26 protein-coding genes are annotated in these 22,528 nt (G+C 57.4%); 5 read left to right on the top strand and 21 right to left on the bottom strand.

Features of this window, described 5'->3' with window-relative positions:
• The 19 genes from QLG09_RS03620 to QLG09_RS03530 form a co-directional block, all read right to left on the bottom strand.
• Positions 1 to 1,230: a beta-ketoacyl-ACP synthase gene (locus QLG09_RS03620; RefSeq protein ID WP_020884520.1), complete on the bottom strand. Its 1,230-nt coding sequence runs from the start codon at positions 1,228 to 1,230 to the stop codon at positions 1 to 3.
• Entirely contained in the window at positions 1,227 to 1,958 is a 732-nt protein-coding gene (locus QLG09_RS03615; protein WP_020884521.1) for a 3-ketoacyl-ACP reductase FabG2, read from the bottom strand. Before QLG09_RS03615 ends, QLG09_RS03620 begins: the two co-directional genes overlap by 4 nt.
• Entirely contained in the window at positions 1,955 to 2,428 is a 474-nt protein-coding gene (locus QLG09_RS03610; protein ID WP_025202828.1) for a 3-hydroxy-fatty acyl-ACP dehydratase, read from the bottom strand. Before QLG09_RS03610 ends, QLG09_RS03615 begins: the two co-directional genes overlap by 4 nt.
• A complete protein-coding gene (locus QLG09_RS03605; RefSeq protein WP_214580887.1) occupies positions 2,425 to 3,594 on the bottom strand; it encodes a beta-ketoacyl-[acyl-carrier-protein] synthase family protein in 1,170 nt (389 codons plus the stop codon). Before QLG09_RS03605 ends, QLG09_RS03610 begins: the two co-directional genes overlap by 4 nt.
• Position 3,595: 1 nt before the next feature.
• Positions 3,596 to 4,174: a DUF3261 domain-containing protein gene (locus QLG09_RS03600; RefSeq protein ID WP_214580888.1), complete on the bottom strand. Its 579-nt coding sequence runs from the start codon at positions 4,172 to 4,174 to the stop codon at positions 3,596 to 3,598.
• Complete coding sequence (locus QLG09_RS03595) at positions 4,171 to 6,495, bottom strand: MMPL family transporter (protein ID WP_223398654.1); 2,325 nt, start codon at positions 6,493 to 6,495, stop codon at positions 4,171 to 4,173. Before QLG09_RS03595 ends, QLG09_RS03600 begins: the two co-directional genes overlap by 4 nt.
• On the bottom strand, positions 6,464 to 7,069 hold the full coding sequence (locus tag QLG09_RS03590; protein WP_108647714.1) for an outer membrane lipoprotein carrier protein LolA: 606 nt from the start codon (positions 7,067 to 7,069) through the stop codon (positions 6,464 to 6,466). Before QLG09_RS03590 ends, QLG09_RS03595 begins: the two co-directional genes overlap by 32 nt.
• Positions 7,066 to 7,488, bottom strand: a complete 423-nt coding sequence (locus tag QLG09_RS03585; RefSeq protein ID WP_106503548.1) for a thioesterase family protein — start codon at positions 7,486 to 7,488, stop codon at positions 7,066 to 7,068. The genes QLG09_RS03590 and QLG09_RS03585 overlap by 4 nt, the downstream gene beginning before the upstream one ends.
• Positions 7,489 to 7,491: 3 nt before the next feature.
• On the bottom strand, positions 7,492 to 9,183 hold the full coding sequence (locus tag QLG09_RS03580; protein WP_160890680.1) for a glycosyltransferase family 2 protein: 1,692 nt from the start codon (positions 9,181 to 9,183) through the stop codon (positions 7,492 to 7,494).
• Positions 9,174 to 9,527 carry a beta-hydroxyacyl-ACP dehydratase gene (locus QLG09_RS03575; RefSeq protein WP_020884527.1) on the bottom strand — a complete coding sequence of 118 codons (354 nt, stop codon included), beginning with the start codon at positions 9,525 to 9,527 and terminating at the stop codon, positions 9,174 to 9,176. Before QLG09_RS03575 ends, QLG09_RS03580 begins: the two co-directional genes overlap by 10 nt.
• Positions 9,514 to 10,875, bottom strand: coding sequence for an AMP-binding protein (locus QLG09_RS03570; RefSeq protein ID WP_020884528.1), 1,362 nt, complete (start codon positions 10,873 to 10,875; stop codon positions 9,514 to 9,516). Before QLG09_RS03570 ends, QLG09_RS03575 begins: the two co-directional genes overlap by 14 nt.
• Entirely contained in the window at positions 10,868 to 11,455 is a 588-nt protein-coding gene (locus QLG09_RS03565) for a hypothetical protein (protein WP_014172034.1), read from the bottom strand. The genes QLG09_RS03570 and QLG09_RS03565 overlap by 8 nt, the downstream gene beginning before the upstream one ends.
• 6 nt (positions 11,456 to 11,461) lie before the next feature.
• Entirely contained in the window at positions 11,462 to 11,713 is a 252-nt protein-coding gene (locus QLG09_RS03560; protein ID WP_014172033.1) for an acyl carrier protein, read from the bottom strand.
• Positions 11,714 to 11,726: 13 nt separating this feature from the next.
• A complete protein-coding gene (locus QLG09_RS03555) occupies positions 11,727 to 11,984 on the bottom strand; it encodes a phosphopantetheine-binding protein (RefSeq protein WP_020884530.1) in 258 nt (85 codons plus the stop codon).
• Complete coding sequence (locus QLG09_RS03550; RefSeq protein ID WP_044858006.1) at positions 11,965 to 12,780, bottom strand: lysophospholipid acyltransferase family protein; 816 nt, start codon at positions 12,778 to 12,780, stop codon at positions 11,965 to 11,967. Before QLG09_RS03550 ends, QLG09_RS03555 begins: the two co-directional genes overlap by 20 nt.
• Complete coding sequence (locus QLG09_RS03545) at positions 12,777 to 13,499, bottom strand: beta-ketoacyl synthase chain length factor (protein ID WP_040018231.1); 723 nt, start codon at positions 13,497 to 13,499, stop codon at positions 12,777 to 12,779. Before QLG09_RS03545 ends, QLG09_RS03550 begins: the two co-directional genes overlap by 4 nt.
• Before the next feature lie 64 nt (positions 13,500 to 13,563).
• Positions 13,564 to 14,628 (bottom strand): class I SAM-dependent methyltransferase, encoded by a 1,065-nt coding sequence (locus tag QLG09_RS03540; protein WP_282488734.1) that lies wholly within the window; start codon positions 14,626 to 14,628, stop codon positions 13,564 to 13,566.
• 67 nt (positions 14,629 to 14,695) lie between these two features.
• Positions 14,696 to 15,085, bottom strand: a complete 390-nt coding sequence (locus QLG09_RS03535) for a hypothetical protein (protein ID WP_049022907.1) — start codon at positions 15,083 to 15,085, stop codon at positions 14,696 to 14,698.
• Positions 15,086 to 15,408: 323 nt separating this feature from the next.
• Positions 15,409 to 16,458: an AI-2E family transporter gene (locus QLG09_RS03530; protein WP_014172027.1), complete on the bottom strand. Its 1,050-nt coding sequence runs from the start codon at positions 16,456 to 16,458 to the stop codon at positions 15,409 to 15,411.
• Between the two features lie 144 nt (positions 16,459 to 16,602).
• Between QLG09_RS03530 and QLG09_RS03525 the strand changes: the two genes are divergently transcribed.
• Entirely contained in the window at positions 16,603 to 17,820 is a 1,218-nt protein-coding gene (locus QLG09_RS03525; RefSeq protein WP_282488733.1) for an MFS transporter, read from the top strand.
• 4 nt (positions 17,821 to 17,824) lie between these two features.
• On the opposite strand, the gene QLG09_RS03520 is transcribed toward QLG09_RS03525, so the two are convergent.
• Positions 17,825 to 18,382, bottom strand: a complete 558-nt coding sequence (locus QLG09_RS03520) for a DcrB family lipoprotein (protein ID WP_014172025.1) — start codon at positions 18,380 to 18,382, stop codon at positions 17,825 to 17,827.
• Positions 18,383 to 18,454: 72 nt separating this feature from the next.
• Positions 18,455 to 19,120 carry a 7-cyano-7-deazaguanine/7-aminomethyl-7-deazaguanine transporter gene (locus QLG09_RS03515; RefSeq protein WP_020884536.1) on the bottom strand — a complete coding sequence of 222 codons (666 nt, stop codon included), beginning with the start codon at positions 19,118 to 19,120 and terminating at the stop codon, positions 18,455 to 18,457.
• A gap of 166 nt (positions 19,121 to 19,286) precedes the next feature.
• On the opposite strand from QLG09_RS03515, the gene tusA reads away from it, so the two are divergent.
• The 4 genes from tusA to QLG09_RS03495 all read left to right on the top strand — a co-directional run bounded on the left by tusA (position 19,287) and on the right by QLG09_RS03495 (position 22,510).
• On the top strand, positions 19,287 to 19,529 hold the full coding sequence (gene tusA, locus QLG09_RS03510) for a sulfurtransferase TusA (protein WP_020884537.1): 243 nt from the start codon (positions 19,287 to 19,289) through the stop codon (positions 19,527 to 19,529).
• A 191-nt stretch (positions 19,530 to 19,720) separates the two neighbouring features.
• A complete protein-coding gene (locus tag QLG09_RS03505) occupies positions 19,721 to 20,692 on the top strand; it encodes a TRAP transporter substrate-binding protein (protein WP_014172022.1) in 972 nt (323 codons plus the stop codon).
• A gap of 11 nt (positions 20,693 to 20,703) precedes the next feature.
• Positions 20,704 to 21,213, top strand: coding sequence for a TRAP transporter small permease (locus QLG09_RS03500; RefSeq protein WP_014172021.1), 510 nt, complete (start codon positions 20,704 to 20,706; stop codon positions 21,211 to 21,213).
• A gap of 10 nt (positions 21,214 to 21,223) precedes the next feature.
• Positions 21,224 to 22,510, top strand: a complete 1,287-nt coding sequence (locus QLG09_RS03495; RefSeq protein WP_020884539.1) for a TRAP transporter large permease — start codon at positions 21,224 to 21,226, stop codon at positions 22,508 to 22,510.
• Positions 22,511 to 22,528: the final 18 nt, after the last annotated feature.

Genomic DNA, 22,528 nt, shown 5'->3' with positions numbered 1-22,528 from the left:
TTACGCCCAGCGTTTGATGATTATCGACGTGTTGATGCCGCCAAATGCGAAGTTATTGCTTTGTAGATACTCGCAGTCAATCTGACGGGCTTCACCCATAATATAATCTAAAGCACCACATTGCTCATCCGGTTGTCTTAAATTGAGCGTCGGGGCAAACCAGCCCTCACGCATCATCTGCAGACTCATCCAGGCTTCCAGTGCCCCACAGGCGCCTAACGTGTGGCCAAAATAGCTCTTCAGCGACGAAATTGGCACGTTGTCGCCAAAGATGGCGGCGGTGGCCTGGCTTTCGGCGATATCACCGCGATCGGTGGCGGTACCGTGCGCGGAGATGTACCCCATGTCCCGCGCGCTTAACCCTGCTAACGCCAGCGACTGCTCCATACAAATTTGCATGGTGTCACGTTGTGGCTGGGTGATATGGGCTGCATCACAGTTGGTGGCGAAGCCAACGATCTCGCCATAGATAGTTGCACCGCGTGCTCTGGCATGCTCAAGCTCTTCCAGAATCAGGGTGCCTGCGCCTTCCCCAATGACCAGACCATCACGCTGCGTATCAAATGGCGAAGGGGTGGTTTTCGGCGCATCGTTGCGCTGGCTGGTCGCGAATAAGGTGTCAAATACCGCCGCCTCTGACGGACAAAGCTCCTCTGCTCCGCCTGCGACCATCACGGTCTGATAACCGTGACGAATGGCTTCCCAGGCGTAGCCAATGGCCTGACTGCCCGACGTACAGGCACTCGACGTCGGGATAACGCGACCCCGAAGGCCAAAGAACAGGCCGGTATTCACCGCGGTCGTGTGCGGCATCATCTGCACATAGGTCGTACCGGTGATGTTGTGGGTGTGTTTTTCGGTGAGCATGGTGGCGAATTCGCTGACCGGCCCGGTACTGCCTGTGGAGGAGCCATAGGCGATACCGGTTTGGCCATTTGTGAGCACCGCCTCGCCAATCAGCCCCGCCTGCTCCAGCGCCAGCTCGGTGGCGCGGGTCGACATCAACGACACGCGGCCCATGGCGCGAATACGCTTGCGGGTATAGTGTTCCGGCAGGGTGAAATCATCAATCGGCGCGCCCAGCAGAGTGTGCAGGCCATCGTAAACCTGCCACTCCGGCATTTTGCGTACCGCGTTGTCATACGCCAGCAGCCTGCGGGAAACGGATTGCCAGTCCTCACCGAAGGCGGTAACGCCGCCCATACCGGTAATCACCACGCGACGCGTCATAGCATTCCTCCGTTGATGGAAATGACCTGGCGGGTAACGTAGCCTGCAATATCTGACATCAAATAGCTGGCAAGTCCTGCAACCTCTTCGGCCTGGCCCATCCGTTTCATGGGAATGATGGACATTGCCTCTTTCAGCGCAGCCTCTTCCATTTCAATCATGCCGGTATCAATCAGTCCCGGCGCAATGCAGTTCACGGTGATGTTGCGTTTTGCCAGCTCAATTGCCAGTGCTTTGGTCGCGCCAATAATGCCCGCTTTTGCCGCGCTGTAGTTCACCTGACCGCGGTTGCCCATCATGCCGGACACGGAGGATAAGGTGATAATGCGCCCCCCTTTTCGGGTGGCGATCATCGGCATAATGCAGGGTTGAATAACGTTATAAAAACTGTCGAGGTTGGTATGAATGACGCTGTCCCAGTCGTCTTCGCTGAGGGCCGGAAACGCACCGTCGCGGGTGATACCGGCATTACTGACCACGCCATACCATGCGCCGTGGGCCTCGATATTCTGCTCCAGCACGTCACGGCACTGTTCGCGGTTACCTGCATCGAAAGAGAGCAGGCGACCCTGACCGCCCGCCTGTGTGATGGTATCCAGCGTCGCCTGCGCGCCTGCGGCGTCACGGTGGTAATGTACGCCTACGGTAAACCCGTCAGCGGCAAGCTGGCAGGCGATGGCACGACCAATGCCTTTGCTGGCCCCGGTGACCAGTACGGAACGACTCATGCGTGGGATCCCTGATTAAAAAGCGATGTTAATTCTTCTGCGCTCGGCTGGAAGGTATTGACCCGGCCCGTGGCCAGCGTCTCCTCACCGGAGGAGATCGTACATTCAAAACTGCCGAAGCGTTCATCCTGCATCAGCAGTCTGACGGTGATGTCCAGCGTCGCGTCTTTTGCGAAACGTCCACTGGCGCAGACCAACTCGCGCGCACCCAGCACCATGCCCAGCGCAATATGATCTTGCCCTTTCTGCTGGCGATGCCAGCCTGACCAGACGCCAACGGTCTGCGCCATCAGTTCGAGCGCGTACCAGCCTGGCAAATCGCCCTCGGCATTCAAAAAGGGCGCCAGTACGCTTTGGCCGTTGACCGCGACACGGCATACGGCGGAATCGTCTGTGACGCGTTCAACGGATCCCAGCAGCATCATTGGCGCATCGTGCGGCAGATAGTCGACGGGTGATAAGTAGCTCATGACACTCTCCCCAACAGGATGCTGGCATTGTTGCCACCAAACGCGAACGAGTTAGATAAAATGACCGGTTTTTTCAGCGCGGTGCTCTGGTGCAGCACGCCGCACGGCGACAGCGTCTCGTCCGGCGCGTAGCGGGCGAAATCCTGCGGGGGTAACGGCAGGTCACGCGTCAGAATAAGCCAGCTCAACGCCGCTTCGGTGATACCGGCAGCGCCCAGCGTATGGCCGGTAAGGTGTTTGGTAGAACTGCAGGGCACGTTTTCTCCAAAGAGGTCGTGTACCACGTGTGATTCAATCTGATCGTTGAGCGGTGTGGCGGTGCCGTGCAGGTTGATATAGCCAATATCCTCCGGCTGCAGACCCGCGTCATTGAGCGCCTGGGTAATGGCGCGAATGGCGCCTTCACCCTGCGGATGCGGCGCCGAAATATGGTAAGCATCGCTGGACTCGCCTGTTCCCAGCAGTGCGACCCCGGCGGGTTCACGGGTCAACACCATCAGCGCAGCGGCTTCACCAATGGTGATACCCCGACGGTCGCGGCCAAACGGCTCGCAGAGCGTTGGAGAAAGCGATTCCAGACTGTGAAAGCCATTGACGGGCATCCGGCTCAGGGTATCTGCGCCGCCCACAATGGCAATATCCACCAGCCCGGCATCAATCAGACGCCGGCCGCTGATAATTGCCCGCGCGCTGGAGGAGCAGGCGGTCGAGAGGGTATATGCCGGGCCCTCAAGCTGTAACCAGTTAGCCAGAAAGCGGGACGGATCGCCCAGCTCCTGTTGCGGATACTGCCACCGGGTGCTGGCTTCGCCGTTGAGCGTTAATCGTACGTGCTCATCCCCTTCATTGAGGCCGGAGGTGCTGGTACCCAAAACCACGGCCACGCGGTCGCGGCCAACCCGGGCAATCGCGTCGTCAACGGTGGATTGAATCTGTGCCAGCGCGGCCAGCAGCAGCTGGTTATTGCGGGTGCGGTGCGCGGACAGGGTATCTGGAATGGACGGCAACTCGCCTTCCACGCCGCCCAGCACGGCATCGGGCGCATCCTGCAACCAGCCGGACCGACAATGCATGCCGGGGGCTACGCCCGCCGTCAGGTTAGCGGCAATCTCATCCAGCGAGTTACCCAGCGCGTTGACCATGCCAACAGCAGAAATGTAAATCATCTCAGTCACCCAGATATTGAATGGTGATGTGGTAGTTAAAGACGTGTTGCTCGATGCTGATTGGCACGCGCTTGCCTTTGCGTTGCAGGTAGACAATGTCAGTGACCAGCTTGCCGCTGGCATTGCGTAGCTCGCGCCGATCGCCCTTGTCTTTAAGCGTCCAGCCCTTCGGCAGTTGTGGCTGCCAGGCGCTGAGTGGCCAGTGGCTGAGCATCACATCGGCCAGTACCTGGCTGGCGGGAGGCAGCTGCGGCACAACGATCGACTGTTCGGTGTGGATCCCGGTGTCGTCGTAAGTCGCCAGGAACAGACGGATACCGACGGAAGAGAGCCCGGCAAGCGTCACTTTGTGATCATCCGCGTTGAGCATGACCAGCAGGGACTGCGTTTGTCCGTTGAAGGTTCCGGTCAGCAGCTGCTGCGAACTGACCGCCGGGGTAATACCGGGCGGCGGTAGCGTCACTCGGGTTCCCGGCTGAAGCCAGGCCTGCGGGCGCGTCCCTTCAGTATCGGTCGAATGGCTACAGGCTGCCAGCAGCAGCGTCGCGACCAGCGCGGCTGCGCGGTAAAAAGCATTCATTTTCGTTTTCTCTCTTTCTTAACAGGCATCGCCAGCGGCGCCAGCAGGAAGGCGGTAAAAATGCCGCTCACCAGCACAATACCGAAGCTGCTGATGGCCTGCGTGGCGCTGAACACGAGCATGCCTAACGTCAGCAGCGTGGTCATCATCGCCAGCGTGATGGCCAGCATCGACGTCAGCGGCGTACCGCGCGGGTTGCCGAAAAACAGCGTGTAGTTAATGCCAATGCCGAGCACCAGGACCAGCGCCAGCAGTGAAAACAGATTTACCGGATGCCCCGTGACGGCCAGCGCGGCCAGCCCGCAGCTGAGCGACAGCACGGACGGGACCAGACTGATAAGCCCTTTTCGCCAGCCGAGGCGTACCATCGCCCCGCAGGCAATCACCGCCAGCGCGACAAACAAGAGTCCCGTTAACAGCGTGCGGTAGAGCTCAAACAGGCTGTCAAAACTGGCCTTGCGATCGACCCAGACGACGCCCGCATGACGGGCGGCTACTTCGCTGAGTGCGGCGCTGTTCCGGGCGTTGTCCACCGGCACTAACACACCGCTTTCGCCGTCAGGCAGGGTCTGCCACAGCAGACGCCAGCCTTCGCTGGCCGGGCTGGCGAGCCACGCCTCCACGCTCACGGGCATGGCGTTCAGATTCGGTGTGACGGTGCTCAGTCCCGCGTTTCGCAGCGCGTTCGTTATGGCCGGCGCGGCCTGCTGCAACAGCAGCAGATCGCTTTTCTGGCGCGCCAGCGAATTTAAGGGCAGGGAACGCCAGCGGGTAATATCCCCCGCTTTTTGGGCCTGGGCTAACGCCGGGGTAAAGGCTTCCAGCCGTTCCAGCGTTTGCTGCGGCGATGCGCCATACACCACAAACCATTTCTGATCGACACCTTGCCCGGTCAGGGCGGTAATGGTTTTCTCCTGCGCCAGAATGTCTTTGGGCAGCGCCTGTAGCTGGGCGATATCGTCGTTGACCTTCAGGGTGGCAAGCCCGGCAGCCGAGACCAGCGCCAGTACCACAGGCAGGCCCACAGAGAGTTTTTTATTGCGTCGCCAGGCGGCCAGCCAGCGCAACATCAGGACCATAAACGGAACCGGCCGCACCGGCAAACCACGACACAGCCAGGGATGCCAGAAAATCACCGTCAGACAGGAGGCGCTCAGCCCCACCGCGGCAAACACCGCCATCTGGCGGATCCCGGGGAAGGGGGCCAGCATCATAATCAGGTAGGCGGCAACGGTCGTCAGCAGCGCCAGCAGCAGCGCATTACGCACTTTGGCCAGGCTTTGCCACGGGGAATGTTCTGCGCCGTGCACCATGCGTTCGGTGAGGTAATAGAGCGTGTAATCCGCTGAAATTCCGATGATGCTCATGCTCATCACCAGCGTCATCAGATGCAATTCGCCAAACAGCAGCAGCGTCACCACCGTGCCCGCCAGCGCACCTGTGGCAATGGAAATCAGACACAGCAGCAGGGGTTTCAGGGAACGAAACACTGCCACGATCAGCAGGATAACCCCAAGGATCGTGACGATGCCCAGCGTGGAGATGTCCCGTTTTGCCTGCTGGCTGGCGTAATCACTGTAAAACACGGTACCGCGTGAGAGCAGCTGCGCCTGCGGAAAGCGCGTTTTCAGCGTCTCCTGCAGGGCGGTAAGGGTGGTTACCATCTGATGGGTTTGCTGCATATCAAACGATGATCCCGCCAGCTCACCGTGCAGCATATACCAGTAATTTCCACTGGCATCCTGGGTGACCAGCCAGCCGTCCATCAGCCGTAGCTTCTGGCTGTTTTGCGCCAGCGCCAGCTGCGAGCCGCGCATCAGCATCAGGGGATCGTTTTGCAACTCTTTGCCACTCACGCCGGAAAAGGCCGAGTAGAGCTGGGATAAAATCCACTGCGCCTGCGCCTCACCGCCGTTTTGCAGGCGGGCCCGGGTGGCCGAATCAATCAGGCCGTTGCGATGCTGCCAGAAGAACTCGCCCCAGGCCTTTTGCCCGGCGGCGTCCATCGGGCCTTTAACCTCCCTGAGCGAATGGCTGTTTTTCAACAGATCCAGCCACTGCTGCGCCACCCGCGGATCGGGTTCTTTACCGGGACTGACCAGCCAGACAAGCTGGCGGTCAAGACGCTGTATAAACGCGTCGTTGAGTGCCGGCGGGATTGCCCCGAGCGTCTGCTTCGGCAGCATAGCCAGTACGCTGCTGTTCAGGCGCGCGCCGGGCAGCAGCGACAGCAACACGCCCAACAGAATCAGGCATACCGTCGCCCACAGCAGCGCCGGGCGCAGGGATTTACGGTGCGGCAAAGCGTTGGCGTTCGTCATCGGTCAGTCTGGCGGGCGTCAGTGTGTGGCGGGAAAGGACGATATCGGTACGGTCGCCCTGCTTATCGTTGAGGCGAATCGTCTCAAGGTAGGTCGCGCCGCCCAGATCGAGGGTAGCGAAAATTTTGTCCAGCGGTGTCGTTGTGGGGGTCAGCACCAGCGACCAGCGGCCTTCGCCGAGATCGCGAAAATCGATGCGGAAGTTCTCTTCCAGCACCTTGCGGTCGGCCTGGAACAGCGCCCGCAGCAGGTGGTTGAACTGGAACATCTGCGGATTATTGTCGGCGGTAATGGTCTGCGGAGGCTGGCCGTTGATCGTCTGGATCATCCGTTTATCATCCAGCAACAACGTCATGGGGAAAGGCGCTTTTTGATCCCACAGCAGGCCGCTGTCGCGTGCGATCAACATTTCGCCCTGCGAGCGCAGCGGCTGCGGCAGATCCTTAATCGTCCGGACCTGTTCGAAATGCGCACGCACGACAGGTTGCCCGGTAAACCGCTGCTGCAGCTCATCCAGCGTCACGGCGCTCACCAGCGGGCTGATCATCAGTGCCAGCACAGGCAACCATTTCATGGCGTAACTCCCATTCGTTCAAACAATATAGCCGGGCTGACAAAGCACATTTCATGGCTGGCTTCTTCGACGGCCACCTGGATGGTATAGCCGGTGGTGGTGCGTTTACCGGTTTGCGCGTCGAAAATTTGATAGGCGATGCGCAGACGGTTTTCATACTCTTCGATGTGCGCGCGCACACGGATGCGCTGCTCAAAGGTCACCGCATCGCGGTATTTCACCCGGGTATCGACTACCGGCCAGACATAGCCTGACGCCTTCATCTGGCGATAGCCGTAGTTAAACTGGTTGAGCAGCGCCTCGCGGGCAATCTCAAAGTAGCGAAAATAGTTGCCGTGCCAGACCACGCCCATCATATCGACATCGTGGAACGGAACGGTGATTTCTACTTCGGTCGTAAAGCGGGGATCGGTCAGCACCCTTTACTCCTTCTCTTTGGCATCCGGCAGGTGCCAGAAATCGAAAAAATTAAACCAGTCGAGCGGTGACATTAAGGCGTAATGCTCAAGCCGCTGTGCATAGCGATCGACGGCCTGTTGCAGCGCCTGCTGGCGCTCCCCGCGTGGCAGAAGCAGCGGGTCGGCAAACGGTTCGCAGTGTATCGTGAGCGCACCCTGCTGACGCAGGGCGTAAATCAGCACCACCGGGCAGCGCAGAATGGAGGCGAGGATAAACGGCCCTTGCGGGAACGGGGCGGGCTGTCCCATAAACGAACTCCAGATCACCCGCCAGTCGCCGCCGCGCTGTGGCGTGACCGCTATGCGATCGCCCACAATGGCGACCCATTCACCGCGCTCAAGCTTCTCTTTGATGGCGATAGCGGTATCCGGCCCAATGTCCGTCACGGGCATCAGGTTAACCCCCGCCTGGGGTGCCATCTCGGTCATGATCTGTTTAAAGCGCTGCGCGTTATCGCTAAAGACCAGCGCGTTGATGACTTTGCTGCCTTCCAGCTGAGCCAGTGCCCGGCAGGCTTCCACATCGCCAAGATGCGATGCGAGCAGCAGTTTGCCTTGCGATGCGTCAGCATCCAGCACGTCATATGCACCGGGAGCAAAGACCACGTCACGATGAAACTTCAGTTCGCCGCGCCAGCTGGCGACTTTATCCAGCATGGCGTTACCGAAGCGCATAAAATGGAAAAAGCTGTTAAGGCGTGGCGGAACAGGCATGTTCCGCTGCGTCAGCACCTGCTTCACTCGTGCTGTCCACTGCTGTGAAGCCTGTCGCGCCGGTCGGGCCGTAAGCCAGTACACCGCGATAACCGGCCACAGCAGCACGGTAAAGGCCCGGCGGCCAAACAGCTGCCAGACGCGCAGCATCAGGCGCATTCCCCACAGGCCTTTCACCTCGTCCTGCTGCGCCCAGTGCTGGCGGCGACGACGAAACAGCAGGGCGGGAATGCGGGGCAGCATGCCGAAGAACAGCCGGGTGTGCATCAGCGAGATCCGCACGTTGTCTTTGAGCGCGTCGAAATGAGATAACCCGTCCGGCGGATAGGTAACGCGGGTCGGCAGAAAATAGCTGGTATTGCCCTGCCAGTAGAGACGGACCATCACTTCGGTGTCAAAGTCCATACGTTTACCAAGCGATACGCGTGCGGCCAGCTGCAGCGTGGGCGAGACCGGGTAGACCCGAAAACCGCACATGCTGTCTTTAAGTTGCAGGGACAGGGTTTCAATCCATACCCAGACGTGCGTTATCCAGCGACCGTAGAGGCGGGAGCGCGGAATGGAATCATCGTAAATGGGCTGGCCAGATATCAGCGCCTCCGGGTGACGCTCAGCCAGAGCCAGCATTTTGGGGATATCCTCAATAGCATGCTGGCCGTCGGCATCCACCTGTACGGCGTGGGTATAGCCCGCGCGGGCCGACTCTTCCAGCCCCTTAATGACCGCGGCACCTTTACCTGCGTTTTGCGCCAGACGTACCAGCGTAACCTGGGGCTGCCCGGCGGCCAGACGCTCCAGAATACGGCGCGTCTGCTCGTCACTTCCGTCATCGACCACCAGGCAGGGCAAGCCGAACGGCGCCAGCCGCGACAGTACCTTTGCCATCATCGCGCCATGGTTGTAGCACGGGATCAGCACGCAGGGGCGGAAGGTTACTGACACAGGCGAATCTTCCCGCTGCTGGCAGTATGGCGATCGTCACCGGCATGGCGCTGGTAGCTGAAGGTCAGTATCTGACGTTCAGCATGCCAGTTAAGGACCAGCGTGACCGTGGTATCTGGCAGCAGAGGGGCCTGGAATTTCACATTTTGGATGCTGTGAAAACGGTAACCCGGTGCCAGCAGCGTGGTGGCGTAGTGCATGACCCAGTCAATCTGTGCCACACCTGGCAGCAACGGCTGTACGGCAAAATGCCCCTGGAACCAGAACAGGGAGGGGTCAAGATGCAAAACGATTTCCAGGTGCTGCGGCTGTGCCTGGTGGCGTTCGATTTCATGAATTTTCATGAAACAACTCCTGTAACTGCGCATAGACACGCTTGTTCATACTGTTTACCGGCATCTCATCGATAATGCGCCAGTAGCGGGGGACGGCGACCGGCTCAAGCCAGGGCCGCAGGGCGCGGCGCCAGGCCAGTTCCTGCGTTTTTTTGCCCTGCTGATGCCAGCGCTGACGGGTCTTCTCATCCAGAACCAGCAGGACACCTATACCCTGACGACCTCCGCGGGTAACCGGTAATGCTGCGGCTTCACATATGCCCTCAAGCTCCAGCAGGCGACGTTCAATCTCGTTCAGTGAGATACGCTTTTCTTCGATTTTGACCACCCGACCACGACGTCCGGCAATGCTAAAAAAACCGTTACTGTCGAAGTGCAGGATATCGTCCAGCTCTAACCCTGCGGCTTCGTGAATGAGCGGGGAGGTCACGCGGCAGATTTCCCCTTCACTGTGGAACACCACGCCGGGGAAGGCGAACCAGGGTACGCTGTCCGCCTGACGGTGCCGCCAGGCGAGGATCCCGGTTTCGGTGCTGCCATAGATTTCATCCGGCCAGACGTTAAGCCAGCCATGGGTCTCCGTGACATCGCACCAGGGCAGCATTCCCCCAGCGGAGATCAGCATCACGACGGGAGGGGCAGTCAGCTCGGTATCCAGCCGTTTCAGGAACGCCGGACTGCTGATAAAAAGGTACTGCCTGTCGTGAGGGAGTGCCGCCAGCTGCTCAGCGTAATAAAGCATGGCGGCGTGCAGCGGAAGCCCCATCGCCATTGGCAACATGATGCGGAACGTCAGGCCATAGAGATGTTGTGGTACGACCGAGGCCACAATGCTGCAGCCCGCCAGGCGTTCGCCAAAACGGTTCGCCAGCAGGCATGCTTCACGGTCCAGGCTGGTGATGTGCTTAATGACCCGGCGTGGGGTGCCCGTGGAGCCCGAGGTAAAAAGCTCAACAAAGCGCGCGTCGTCAATGACGGGCAACGGTGCCCATTGGCGCGCGGTCTGGGGGGAGGAGGTCACCACAATGACCTTTCCCTGAATATCCAGCGTCTGATCGCTCAGGACACCGCTAAACAGCGACTGCTGTTCGTCGAGCAGAGAGACCCGGCTATGGCCTGGAATGACCGGGGTTTTACCGGCATGCAGTGAGGCCAGCAGCGCAACAATAAACAGGTAGCTGTTTTCAAAGCACAGCGCCCAGCGTTCACCCTCCTGCTGTCGCAATGCTTCTACCAGCAAGGTGACATCGTGGCGCAACTCACCCAGCGTCCAGGTGCGATCGTCAAACCAGGCGATCGGCATGTCGTCAGGGCGTGGAGCATTTAACCACTGGCCCAGCGGGAGGGGTTTATTCATCGAGCTTCTCTTTTTTCATCACCCGTTGACGCACCAGCCACTCTGTCGCCATCAGCGTGCCCATCAGAAAATAAGCCACCATACCGTTCCACACTGTCCAGACATGCATATCGCCGTGTAGCACGGTAAACAGGGCTATCGCACCGTTACCGAGGAAAAACCCGCACCACACCAGCGTCACCTTACGGGTATATCGCACACCCGCCGGAGGCAAATTCGGTTCACGCAGACGTGCCAGCCGTTCAACCAGCGGCATGGTTGTCCACAGTGAGCCGCCAAACACGGCCAGCATCACGAGATTAACCACCACCGGATAGAGCAGCAGCCACTGATGCGCTTTCAGCAGATAGCTCGCCGCGCAGAGCGCCAGGCCTGCCAGCGCAATGCACTGCACCACATACCGCATCGGGCCTGCGTTTCGCCGCGCCTGATGCAGACGCAGCACCAGCACCAGGGCCATCAGCGGCAACAGCCAGTGCAGACCGTTGTGCGTCAGCCCCAATCCAATCAGGAATGGCCACGCCAGCAACACGACTCCCGTCAGGAGTGGGATCGCCGGAAACGCTCGTCCTCCAGGCACGGTGGTTTACTCGTCGCGCAAAAGCTGAGCGACAGCGTCAACCACATCCTGCACGGTACGGACAGATTTGAAGGTTTCCGGTTTGATTTTCGTCCCCGTTTTCTTCTGCAGGTGAACAATCATGTCCACTGCATCGATACTGTCCAGATCCAGATCTTCGTACAGGCGAGCCTCAGGCGTGATTTCCTGTGGGTCGAGTTCAAACAGCGTAGCCAGGAGTTCGCAGACTTCCTGATAAATGGTTTCTTGTTCAGTCATAACGGATCACATCTCAGGCGCGTTGAGCGTTGATAAAAGAAGCCAGCGTGGCGACGGAAAAGAAGTGCTGACGCATCTCTTCGCTTTCGGCAGACAGCACTACGCCATACTGGTTTTTCACGGCCAGGCCAAGTTCCAGGGCGTCGATAGAGTCGAGACCCAGTCCATCACCAAACAGCGCAGCATCGGTATCGATATCCTCGGCGGTAAGCTCGTCCAGATTCAGCGTGGTGATGATGAGATTTTTAATTTCAAGATGAAGCGCTTGCATCATTAATTCCTGACAAAGATTGAAGGCCTGATGTTAATCGATGCTGCAGATGCCGGTTTAACTGCCTTGCCGCCAGTGCCGGTTCTTGTGTCTTTGCATCGTAAAAAGCGTCGATATTCACGCGATCGCGAACATCTACGGTGAAAACAGGTTTTACGGGCGGTACGTCGTACCAGTGACTTTTTTTATCCAGCAGAGGTTCGCTGCAGTGGATCACCACGATGCGCAGGTCGCTGTGGCAGCGCACGGCAATATTTGCCGCGCCGCGCTGGAGGGAGATTGCCTCTCCCGACCGGGTTCGTGTGCCCTCCGGAAAGATTAACAGCGTGTCGCCCTGGGCCAGACGCTGCTGGCTTGCACTGAGGAGCGTTTCCGCTTCGCTGTTAATCAGGTAATCCGCTGCGCGAATGACGCCGCTGACAAAGGGGTTGCGGAGCAACGCACCTTTCACCAGACAGTCGGTTTCGGGCATGACGGACGCCAGGATCACGTAATCAATCAGCGTCGGGTGATTGGCCACCACCAGACAACCGCGATCCCCGCGAAGGGCGTCAAGATTGTGAATGCGATAGTCCAGTACCCCGGTGCCACGGGCGACATGTAAGAAAAAGCGGAAGCTGGCCGCGATACTGCGACGCGCCAGGCGGCGGCGTCTGGCGCGGTCGCGCTGAACCAGCAACAGCAGATTGAACCACACCAGCGACAGCAACAGCCCGCCCGTGCCAAACAGCACGAAGCAGAAGCCGGTCATCATGAGACGCCATAACCAGTTGATACGGGCAGTCAGGCGGCTCATTCGCGTGTCCATTGCCACAGCAGACGTTCGCCTGAAACCACAAACTGTCGTTCATCGCGGAGGTAACGTTGCAGGAACATCAGGCTCTGCGGCAGGGGAGGTTCTTCACCCGTGCTGCCGCTGCGGGTTTCGCACTGCAGTGTGCTCCCGGCTTCAATCACCAGGGCCAGCGCGTAGGGCCAGGTGGGCATCTGCGGCGGTAAACCCGGATGATAAAAATCGGGCAGGGCACCGTCAAAATCGACCAGCAAGACGCGGGAATAGCCCGCCTGAAGCAGGCTCAACACTTCACATAATGCCTGCTGGAAGGTGTCCAGCCCGGCAGAAACAGATGACGAGACGATGGGGTGTCGCGCAGTGATCGTCAGGTTGCCCACCGCCGAATTGTGCACGGACATGGCAAAGTCTGTCGGCGAGACGGCCTGACCGGTCGCCAGGGAGTGCAGGATGCGGAAATTACGCTCCAGTTCGCCATGACGGCTGGAATAGACAACGGCATCAATCGCGTGGCGGCGAAGCAGGGTGAGTCCAAGGTCTACCGCCAGCTTACTGCCCGAGTTGAGGCGGCGCGCGGTCATCATCGGCAGTTCGGTAAGCTTAGGCAGCGGCGCAGCCGGGTCGAGGGTAAGGTGCTGGCGTGACCACGCCTGCCACTCTGCGGCATCGCTCAGGCCTGGTGCTCTTGCCTGCCAGTCAATTATGTTCAGTGAAAATTTCATCTACGCGCGTCCGCGGAAAACCATCATTAAAAGACAGGCAAGCCTGCCGGGCAGTTCAACTGCTCTATTGTTCAATTTTTTGACAAATCAATAGGGTATGACCTACCCCAAGGTTGTCCAGCCGCTGTTCTACGTGGAAACCGGCCCGCTCCAGGTAGTGATAAAATTTCTCTACACTGTAAAACCGGCTGTTGCCGTTCGCCATACAGGTGAAATAAAGCGAGGTAGCATTCAGGCTGAATGAGGCGGCTTCAAATTTTTGGGCATCCCAGAACAGTTCCATGATGCACAGTCGCGCGCCGGGCTTCATAACCTGTGCAACGCGAGTCAACATGGCGACAATCTGGTCCGGAGAGAAACAATCCAGGAACTGGCTCATCCACCAGATATCGGCTTCACCCGGCAATGTCGCATGACTAAGCATATCGACAGCATGGAAGCCAATGCGATGAGATAAACCTGCTTTTTCGATGTTTTCCTGCGCCAGCGTTATCTGCTGTGGCAGGTCAAGGATCGTCACGGCAACATTGTCGTCATAGCGGCAGCAGCGTAACGCCCATTTACCCGTATTTCCGCCCACATCGTACAATTTTGTCGGCGAGCTTGCGAATATATATGGCAGCGCCGCGTCGAAAGCGGCATCAGAATAGTAATGATCAAAAGCGAACCAGCTCTCTTTTGCCTGCGCGGGTAATTGTGATAATGCCGGATAGATGGTTGGCCAGTTGCCAAACACGGATAATCCCGCCGGTTTTTCTTCCTGCAGGGCATCGGCCAGATGGAATAACCCCTGGTAACAAACATCTTGCGTGAAATCCATATTCACGCGAGTCATGGTGTCATGCAATAAGAAATGGCCCACCTTTGCCAGGAAATAGCGCCCTTCTTTACAGGTAACGATCCGTCCGCTTAATCCCATATCCAGCAATACGCTTACGCTATAACTGCTCAGGGTACTGTTTTCGGTTATTTCCTCGAGACTTGCCCCTGCTTTCCCTTTTTTATCCAGCCAGGAAAGCACGCCCGAATTACGCAGACAACGCGCGGTCTGAAACAGCATCGGCGCAAAAGCGATGCGTTGCGCTTCGGTAATGGCATCCAGCGCGTTGAGGATGTCCTTTTCGTACATGCGTGCGTAACCTTATGAGGCCGAGAAAAACGTTATCGGGCCATGTCGGCCCGACATGAGGAAAATATTACAGCGCGGCGCCTGCAGAGAGGTTCATCTGAATATCGTGGTCGAGGTTATGCACCCAGCGGTTATAGTTCTTGTGGATTTTACCGTCGGCGGCTTTCAGGTTCATACTGCTTTCGTAATTAATTGAATAGCTTGTCGCAGAATAAGGAATACGGATTTCGACCGAATGGTCGCGTGCCTGCAGACGGCCTTTAATTACGCCCGGGCCCGCTTCGCTCATGATCCAGTCGCGCTTCTGGCCTGCTTTCAGAATGGCGGTTTTCACCTGCTCAGCGGTGTGGCCTGTACTGACAGTAGCGTGAACCTGATCGATTGGGGCGGTACGCGCGCAACCGACCAGTGCGCCGACGACAGCAACAGCAGCAAACCATTTAATGATCTTTTTCATCAACAACTCCGTATCAATAATAACAATTTAAATCAGTAATTTTAAAAAATTATATTTTGGCGGAGTATTATCGCTAATGAGGATAATTTTTGTCGATATAAAAGTGGGTATTTATTTTACGCGAGGGGAGGTGTAATGCATTGAAACGAAAGGGTGAGAATTATATGTCATGTAATTTGCGTTAAATAAATATTTGCATGACGATTCATTTATTAGGGCAAGATAAATAACGCGAAATCCTCCTTACCGAAAATGAAAATTACCGCGCGGTGAGCGTCGCGGTAATTTTCGGTGTGTTGCACTGTTACGCGTTGTGGGACCCGTTATCCCGGCAATCGGCTTTTCGGTCGCCCGGGACCCAACAGGATCGCCAGTTTGCTGCCACCTTTGGTGGTTTCCATCCAGATCTTACACACGCTGGTCAGCGGGACTGACAGTAACATCCCGACCGGTCCCAGCAGCCATCCCCAGATCAGCAACGACAAGAACACCACCAGCGTCGACATTCCGAGACGGTGGCCCATCATGCGCGGCTCAAGGATATTGCCCAGCACCATATGCACGACCAGGAACAGCGCCCCCACCAGCATGCATTCGTAAAAGCCATTGAACAGAAACGCCTGAATCATCGGCGGCACAGCGGAAAGCACCGCGCCGATGTTGGGTACGTAGTTCAGCAAAAACGCCAGTACGCCCCACATCAGCGCGAACTGCACGCCCATCAGCATCAGTCCCAGCCAGACAATCACCCCGGTCCAGACGCTTAACAGCGTTTTCAGGGCCAGATATTTGGACACGCCCTTCAGGGCCCGGTGTAAACCCGCAATATGAATTTGCGGGTTATTCAGCGCAAAGCGCAGCTTATAAGGAACATGGCGGACCTCGAACAGCATAAACACCACCGTCATCACCAGCAGCAGGATGCTGGCCATCGCGCCGGAAAGGCCGGTCATCAGGGTAGTGGCGTAGGTCATGACCTTCTCTGAATCCATGCGGCGTAACATCCGCTCGGGTGAGATATGCAGGTTAAGAAAAGGCATCATCTCCTGAAGCGAAACGATCTTACGCGTCAGCTCTTTGTTGTACTGCGGGAGCATGGTGGAGAATTCACTGAGCGACGCCGCCAGCACGCCGAAAAGCGCTGTCAGGGCAATCATCATCACGATGACCACGATAGTAATGGCCACCGGACGGCTGATGCCCCGGCGCAAAAACCAGGTCACCAGCGGATTAAGCACAATGGCAAAAAAGAGCGCCAGCAGGAGCTGGACAATGATGTCAGCGGCAGCATGGATACCTGCGAGGATAACCACCAGGCAGGCGAGTTTTAATAAGATGTGAAGTCCTGCTTTGTCGGACTGGTTCGGTATCATGCGGGTTCCTTAATGTGATAGCCCGTTAAGTGTAGTGCCCGGGGGCCGCTTCGTCTGGAGCCGATAATCTGAAAGTCAGTGCTGATTTTCTTATCCTGCCGTGGTAATAGTGAAACACTGTTGTAAAAATTCAGGTTAAACCCCATGCCAGAGCATACCGCCGAACCGGCGCTGAGCGGATTGCGCCTCGATCTGCGCATTGTTTCCGTTGTGATTTTTAACTTCGCCAGTTATCTGACGATTGGCCTGCCGCTGGCGGTGTTGCCGGGCTATGTCCATGACGTCATGGGTTTTAGCGCATTCTGGGCGGGGCTGGTCATCAGCCTGCAGTATTTCGCCACGCTCCTGAGCCGCCCGCATGCCGGGCGCTATGCGGATCTGTTTGGGCCAAAGCGCATCGTCATTGTGGGGCTCTGCGGCTGTTTTCTGAGTGGTCTGGGCTACCTGCTGGCCGCCACCACCAGCCACTGGCCGCTGGTCAGCCTGGCGCTGCTCTGTCTGGGGCGAGTGATTCTGGGTATCGGACAAAGTCTGGCGGGTACCGGTTCGACGCTGTGGGGTGTGGGTGTGGTGGGGGCGTCCCATATTGGCCGGGTGATCTCGTGGAACGGTATCGTCACCTACGGCGCAATGGCGCTGGGCGCACCGCTGGGGGTGATCTGTTATGCCTATGGTGGGCTATCCGGGCTGGCTATCACCATTATGGTCGTCGCGCTGCTCGCGATTCTGTTTGCCCTGCCGCGCCCGAAGGTGAAGGCCAGCAAAGGCAAGCCACTGCCGTTCAGGGCGGTGCTGGGGCGCGTCTGGCCTTATGGTATGGCGCTGGCGCTGGCAACCACCGGCTTCGGCGTGATCGCCACGTTCATCACTCTCTTCTATGACGCCAAAGACTGGGATGGCGCAGCCTTTGCCCTGACGCTGTTTAGCTGTGCGTTTGTCGGCGCGCGTTTGCTCTTCCCGAACGGTATCAACCGTCTGGGGGGACTGAATGTGGCGTTGATCTGCTTTGCGGTAGAGATTGTCGGGCTGGTGTTGACCGGGATTGCCACCGCACCGTGGATGGCGAAAATGGGCGTTTTCCTCGCCGGCGCTGGCTTTTCGCTGGTCTTCCCGGCACTCGGCGTGGTCGCGGTAAAAGCCGTGCCGCAGCAGAACCAGGGGTCGGCGCTGGCGACCTACACGGTGTTTATGGACATGTCGCTGGGCATTACCGGGCCGCTGGCGGGGCTGGTGATGGCGTGGGCAGGGGTACCGGTAATCTATCTTGCCGCGGCGGGTCTGGTGGTTATCGCATTGATGCTGACATGGCGGCTAAAAAAATGGCCCCCGGTGCAGGCACCGGAGGCCACGTCATCATCGTGAAGAATTACTGGATCACGATGGTGTTAATGATGTTTTCAGCAGCCGTCTGCGCTTTCTGCTGATTTTCCGCCGGCAGGGTGATCTGCAGGGTCAGCAGTTTATTATCGACCTTACCAAGCACCACGGAAGAGTAAGCGGTCTGGCCTTTTGCTGAGATGATGCTGTCCAGCTGTTGCAGCGTATGGCCTTTCAGTTCGATAGATTTATTGGTCACGACCTGCAGCTGCGGATCGCGGCTGCGCTGCTGATCTTCCAGACGTTTGGTCATGACGGCCAGGTCTTCGCTGGTGTCGTCGCCCACAATCACAATAACGGCTTTCTGCCCGGTTGCATCGGAGTAAACGTGCATATTGTTCGCCTGGGTACCCAGCTTGCCGCTCTGGTCAGTCATATCTGCCGGCAGAGAGAAACTGAGTTTACCGTCCAGCAGACTCACCGGCTGACCGGTGGCGTTGCTCTCTGCAGACGCGCCCTGAGCAGGCGTTTTCGTGTCGCTATTATCACAGGCTGCAAGGCCCACAACCAGCAGGCCAATCCCGACATATTTAACCAGATTGCGCATTAACTTCTTCCTTTCGATAAACGGCCATAACGGCTGATTGGCTCATCTTATCACAACTGATAAAGCGAACCCTTAACCAGCCTGCAATGCTGTGATTTCAGATTTATCTGCGAGTCTTTTCAGCAGCATATTCAGCAGGACGCCGTACATCGGCAGGAAGAACACAATGCTGATAAGCACCTTGAAGCAGTAGTCCACAAGGGCGATTTCCATCCAGTGCTGGGCCATAAATGCGTCCGGGCTACGCCAGAATGCGATAAAGAAGAAGGCCAGCGTGTCGCTGACGTTGCCGAACAGCGTGGACGCCGTGGGTGCCATCCACCAGCGATGATTTTGACGCAGGCGGTTAAACACGTGAACGTCGAGGATCTGCCCCAGCGCGTAGGCCATAAAGCTGGCGGAGGCGATACGGGCGACAAACAGGTTGAAGTGCGTTAACGCCTCGAACCCCTGCCAGCTTCCCATATAAAACAGGGAAGAGATCACGTACGAAATGAACAGCGCCGGCAGCATGACCGCAAAAATAATGCGGCGAGCCAGCGGTGCGCCGAAAATACGCACGGTCAAATCAGTGGCGAGAAAAATAAACGGGAAACTGAACGCGCCCCACGTGGTATGAAAACCAAAGATGGAGATCGGGAGTTGCACCAGATAGTTGCTGGAGGTAATCACCAGCAAATGAAAAAGCGAAAGCCAGAACAACGCTTTAACGCGCTGTGAATCAGAAAACTGCATCATGTTGTAACCTTTTTATACGTTGGGGTGAGGGAACCCAATAAAAACCGCAGCATGATACTGCTTTGGCCGGACATTGCAATGGTTAGTTTTTACGCAATCGTTAACCTGGTTGCATTGCCGACGATGGGGCGTAAACTACAGCCGTTTTTACCTGACCGAGAAGAACATGACCGATCTGTTTTCCAGCCCAGACCACACCCTTGATGCTCAGGGCCTTCGCTGCCCGGAGCCGGTAATGATGGTACGTAAAACCGTGCGCAACATGCAGACCGGTGAGACGCTGCTGATCATCGCCGACGACCCCGCCACCACCCGCGACATTCCCGGTTTTTGTACCTTTATGGAACATGAGCTGGTGGCACAGCAGACCGAAACGCTGCCGTACCGGTATGTGATCCGTAAGGGGTAAGTGCGGCCTGATGGCCTCACCCCGACCCTCTCCCACAAGGAGAGGGAGAAAACCTTTCTAAACCATCGTTTCAAAATTTCACGCTTTTGTGAGGCGCTTCACCTCCGCTTTTCCGGCCGTAGTCTAGTTTTTAAGCGTAAAAAAATAAAACACTGTTTTAACGCTTATCTCACTACCCTGGAGTTGACCCGATGAAAACGACCCTCAAGCCGTTACTGGCTGCCCTGTGCCTCTCCGCTTTTGCCTGCTCCGTCGCTGCGCAAACCATCAAAGCCGCCGATGTGCACCCTGAAGGCTACCCGAACGTGGTGGCGGTTCAGCAAATGGGTGAAAAACTCAAACAACAAACCGACGGCAAGCTGGAGATTAAGGTCTTCCCCGGCGGCGTGCTGGGGGATGAAAAACAGATGATTGAGCAGGCGCAGATGGGGGCGATCGATATGATCCGCGTCTCGATGGCGCCGGTGGCGGCCATCCTGCCCGATATCGAAGTCTTCACACTGCCCTACGTTTTCCGCGATGAAGACCACATGCACAAAGTGATCGACGGGGATATCGGCAAGCAAATTGGCGATAAGCTGACCGCCAACCCGAAATCACGACTGGTGTTCCTCGGCTGGATGGACTCCGGCACCCGCAACCTGATCACCAAAGATCCGATTGTTAAACCCGACGATCTGAAAGGGAAGAAAATCCGCGTTCAGGGCAGTCCGGTGGCGCTGGCGACGCTGAAAGATATGGGCGCTAACGCGGTGGCAATGGGGGTGAGCGAAGTTTACAGCGGGATGCAAACCGGCGTGATTGACGGCGCGGAGAATAATCCACCGACCTATGTCGCGCATAACTATATGCCGGTCGCCAAAAACTACACCCTCAGCGGCCACTTTATCACCCCGGAAATGCTGCTCTACTCAAAAGTGAAGTGGGACAAACTCAGCGCCGACGAGCAGAAAAAGATCCTGACCCTGGCCCGTGAAGCCCAGTTTGAACAACGTAAGTTGTGGGAAGCCTATAACGCCCAGGCGCTGGAAAAAATGAAGGCTGGCGGGGTGCAGTTCCACGAGATCGACAAAACGGTATTTATCAAAGCCACAGAGCCGGTGCGCGCCCAGTATGGCGAAAAGCATCAGGATCTGATGAAAGCCATCGCTGACGTCAAGTAACCGGAGTACGTATGTCCGAACTCTATCTGAAGTGGATGGACCGTCTCTACCTGCTGGCGATGGCCGTGGCGGGCATTTCGCTGCTGGTGATGACGATTGTGATCCCCATCGGCATTTTTTCGCGCTATGTGCTTAACCGCGGTGAATCCTGGCCGGAGCCGGTTGCCATCATCTGCATGGTGACCTTCACCTTTATCGGCGCGGCGGTCAGCTACCGTGCCGGTTCGCACATTGCGGTGAATATGCTCACCGACCGGCTGCCCGGGCCGTTAAAAACCGTCTGCGCACGGGCCGTTGATCTGCTGATGCTGCTGATCGCTGGCCTGATGTTCTGGTACAGCTACTGGCTGTGCGTCGAACTCTGGGAGCAACCGGTCGCCGAATTTCCGGTCCTGACCTCCGGCGAGAGCTATCTGCCGCTGCCGGTGGGCTCTGCCGTTCTGATCCTGTTTGTGATTGAGCGCCTGCTGTTTGGCTCGCAGGAAAACCGTCCCGTCGTGCTGATCGGCAACCACAGTTAAGGGGTGAACAATGGATGCATTCGTTTTGTTATTCACCCTCGCCATTTTGCTGGCGCTGGGGATGCCGGTGGCCTTTGCCGTCGGGCTAAGCGCCGTCGCGGGCGCGTTGTGGATAGATTTACCCCTCGAGGCGCTGATGATTCAGATAACCAGCGGGGTGAATAAATTCACGCTGCTGGCGATCCCCTTCTTTATTCTCGCGGGTGCGATTATGGCGGAAGGGGGGATTGCCCGACGGCTGGTCAATTTCGCCTACGTGTTTGTTGGCTTTATTCGCGGTGGGCTGTCGCTGGTGAATATTGTGGCCTCCACGTTCTTCGGCGCGATTTCCGGCTCGTCGGTGGCGGATACGGCCTCCATTGGCAGCGTAATGATCCCGGAGATGGAGAAGAAGGGCTATCCGCGCGAGTATGCGGCGGCGGTGACCGCCAGCGGATCGGTACAGGCGATTTTGATCCCGCCCAGCCACAACTCGGTAATTTATTCCCTCGCGGCAGGCGGAACGGTCTCTATCGCGACGCTGTTTATCGCGGGGGTGCTGCCAGGGCTGCTGCTCGGCGTAAGCCTGATGGCAATGTGTCTGGGCTTTGCCCGCAAACGTGGCTACCCGAAAGGGGAAAAAATTCCCTTTAAGCAGGCGCTGAAAATCACGCTGGACGCGCTGTGGGGGCTGATGACTGTAGTGATTATTCTCGGCGGGATACTGTCCGGGATATTTACCGCAACGGAATCCGCTGCTGTGGCCTGTCTGTGGGCGTTCTTTGTCACCATGTTTATCTACCGGGACTACAAGTGGAACGAGCTGCCGAAGCTGATGTGCAGGACGGTGAAAACCGTCACCATCGTGATGATACTGATTGGCTTTGCGGCGGCGTTTGGCGCGGTGATGACCTACATGCAGCTCCCGAGCCGTATCACCGAGTTCTTCACCTCGCTCTCCGATAACAAGTACGTGATCCTGATGTATCTCAACATCATGCTGCTGCTGATCGGCACGTTAATGGACATGGCACCGATCATCCTGATCCTGACGCCAGTGCTGTTGCCGGTAACCAATTCGCTGGGCATCGATCCGGTGCATTTTGGGATGATCATGATGGTGAACCTGGGGATCGGGCTGATTACGCCGCCGGTCGGTTCGGTGCTGTTTGTGGCGAGCGCGGTAAGTAAACAGAAAATCGAGCATGTGGTTCGCGCCATGCTGCCGTTTTACGGCATGCTGCTGGTGGTGCTGGCGATGGTGACGTACATCCCGGCCATCTCGCTGTGGCTGCCGCGCGTGTTAGGGATGCAGTGACGCCGTTTTCCGCCCTCT

Origin of the sequence: Enterobacter sp. V89_11, from assembly GCF_029967775.1 — a bacterium.
GTDB lineage: Bacteria > Pseudomonadota > Gammaproteobacteria > Enterobacterales > Enterobacteriaceae > Enterobacter > Enterobacter ludwigii.
Note: the sequence above shows the minus strand (reverse complement) of the source record. Positions and strands in the feature narration are given on the sequence as shown.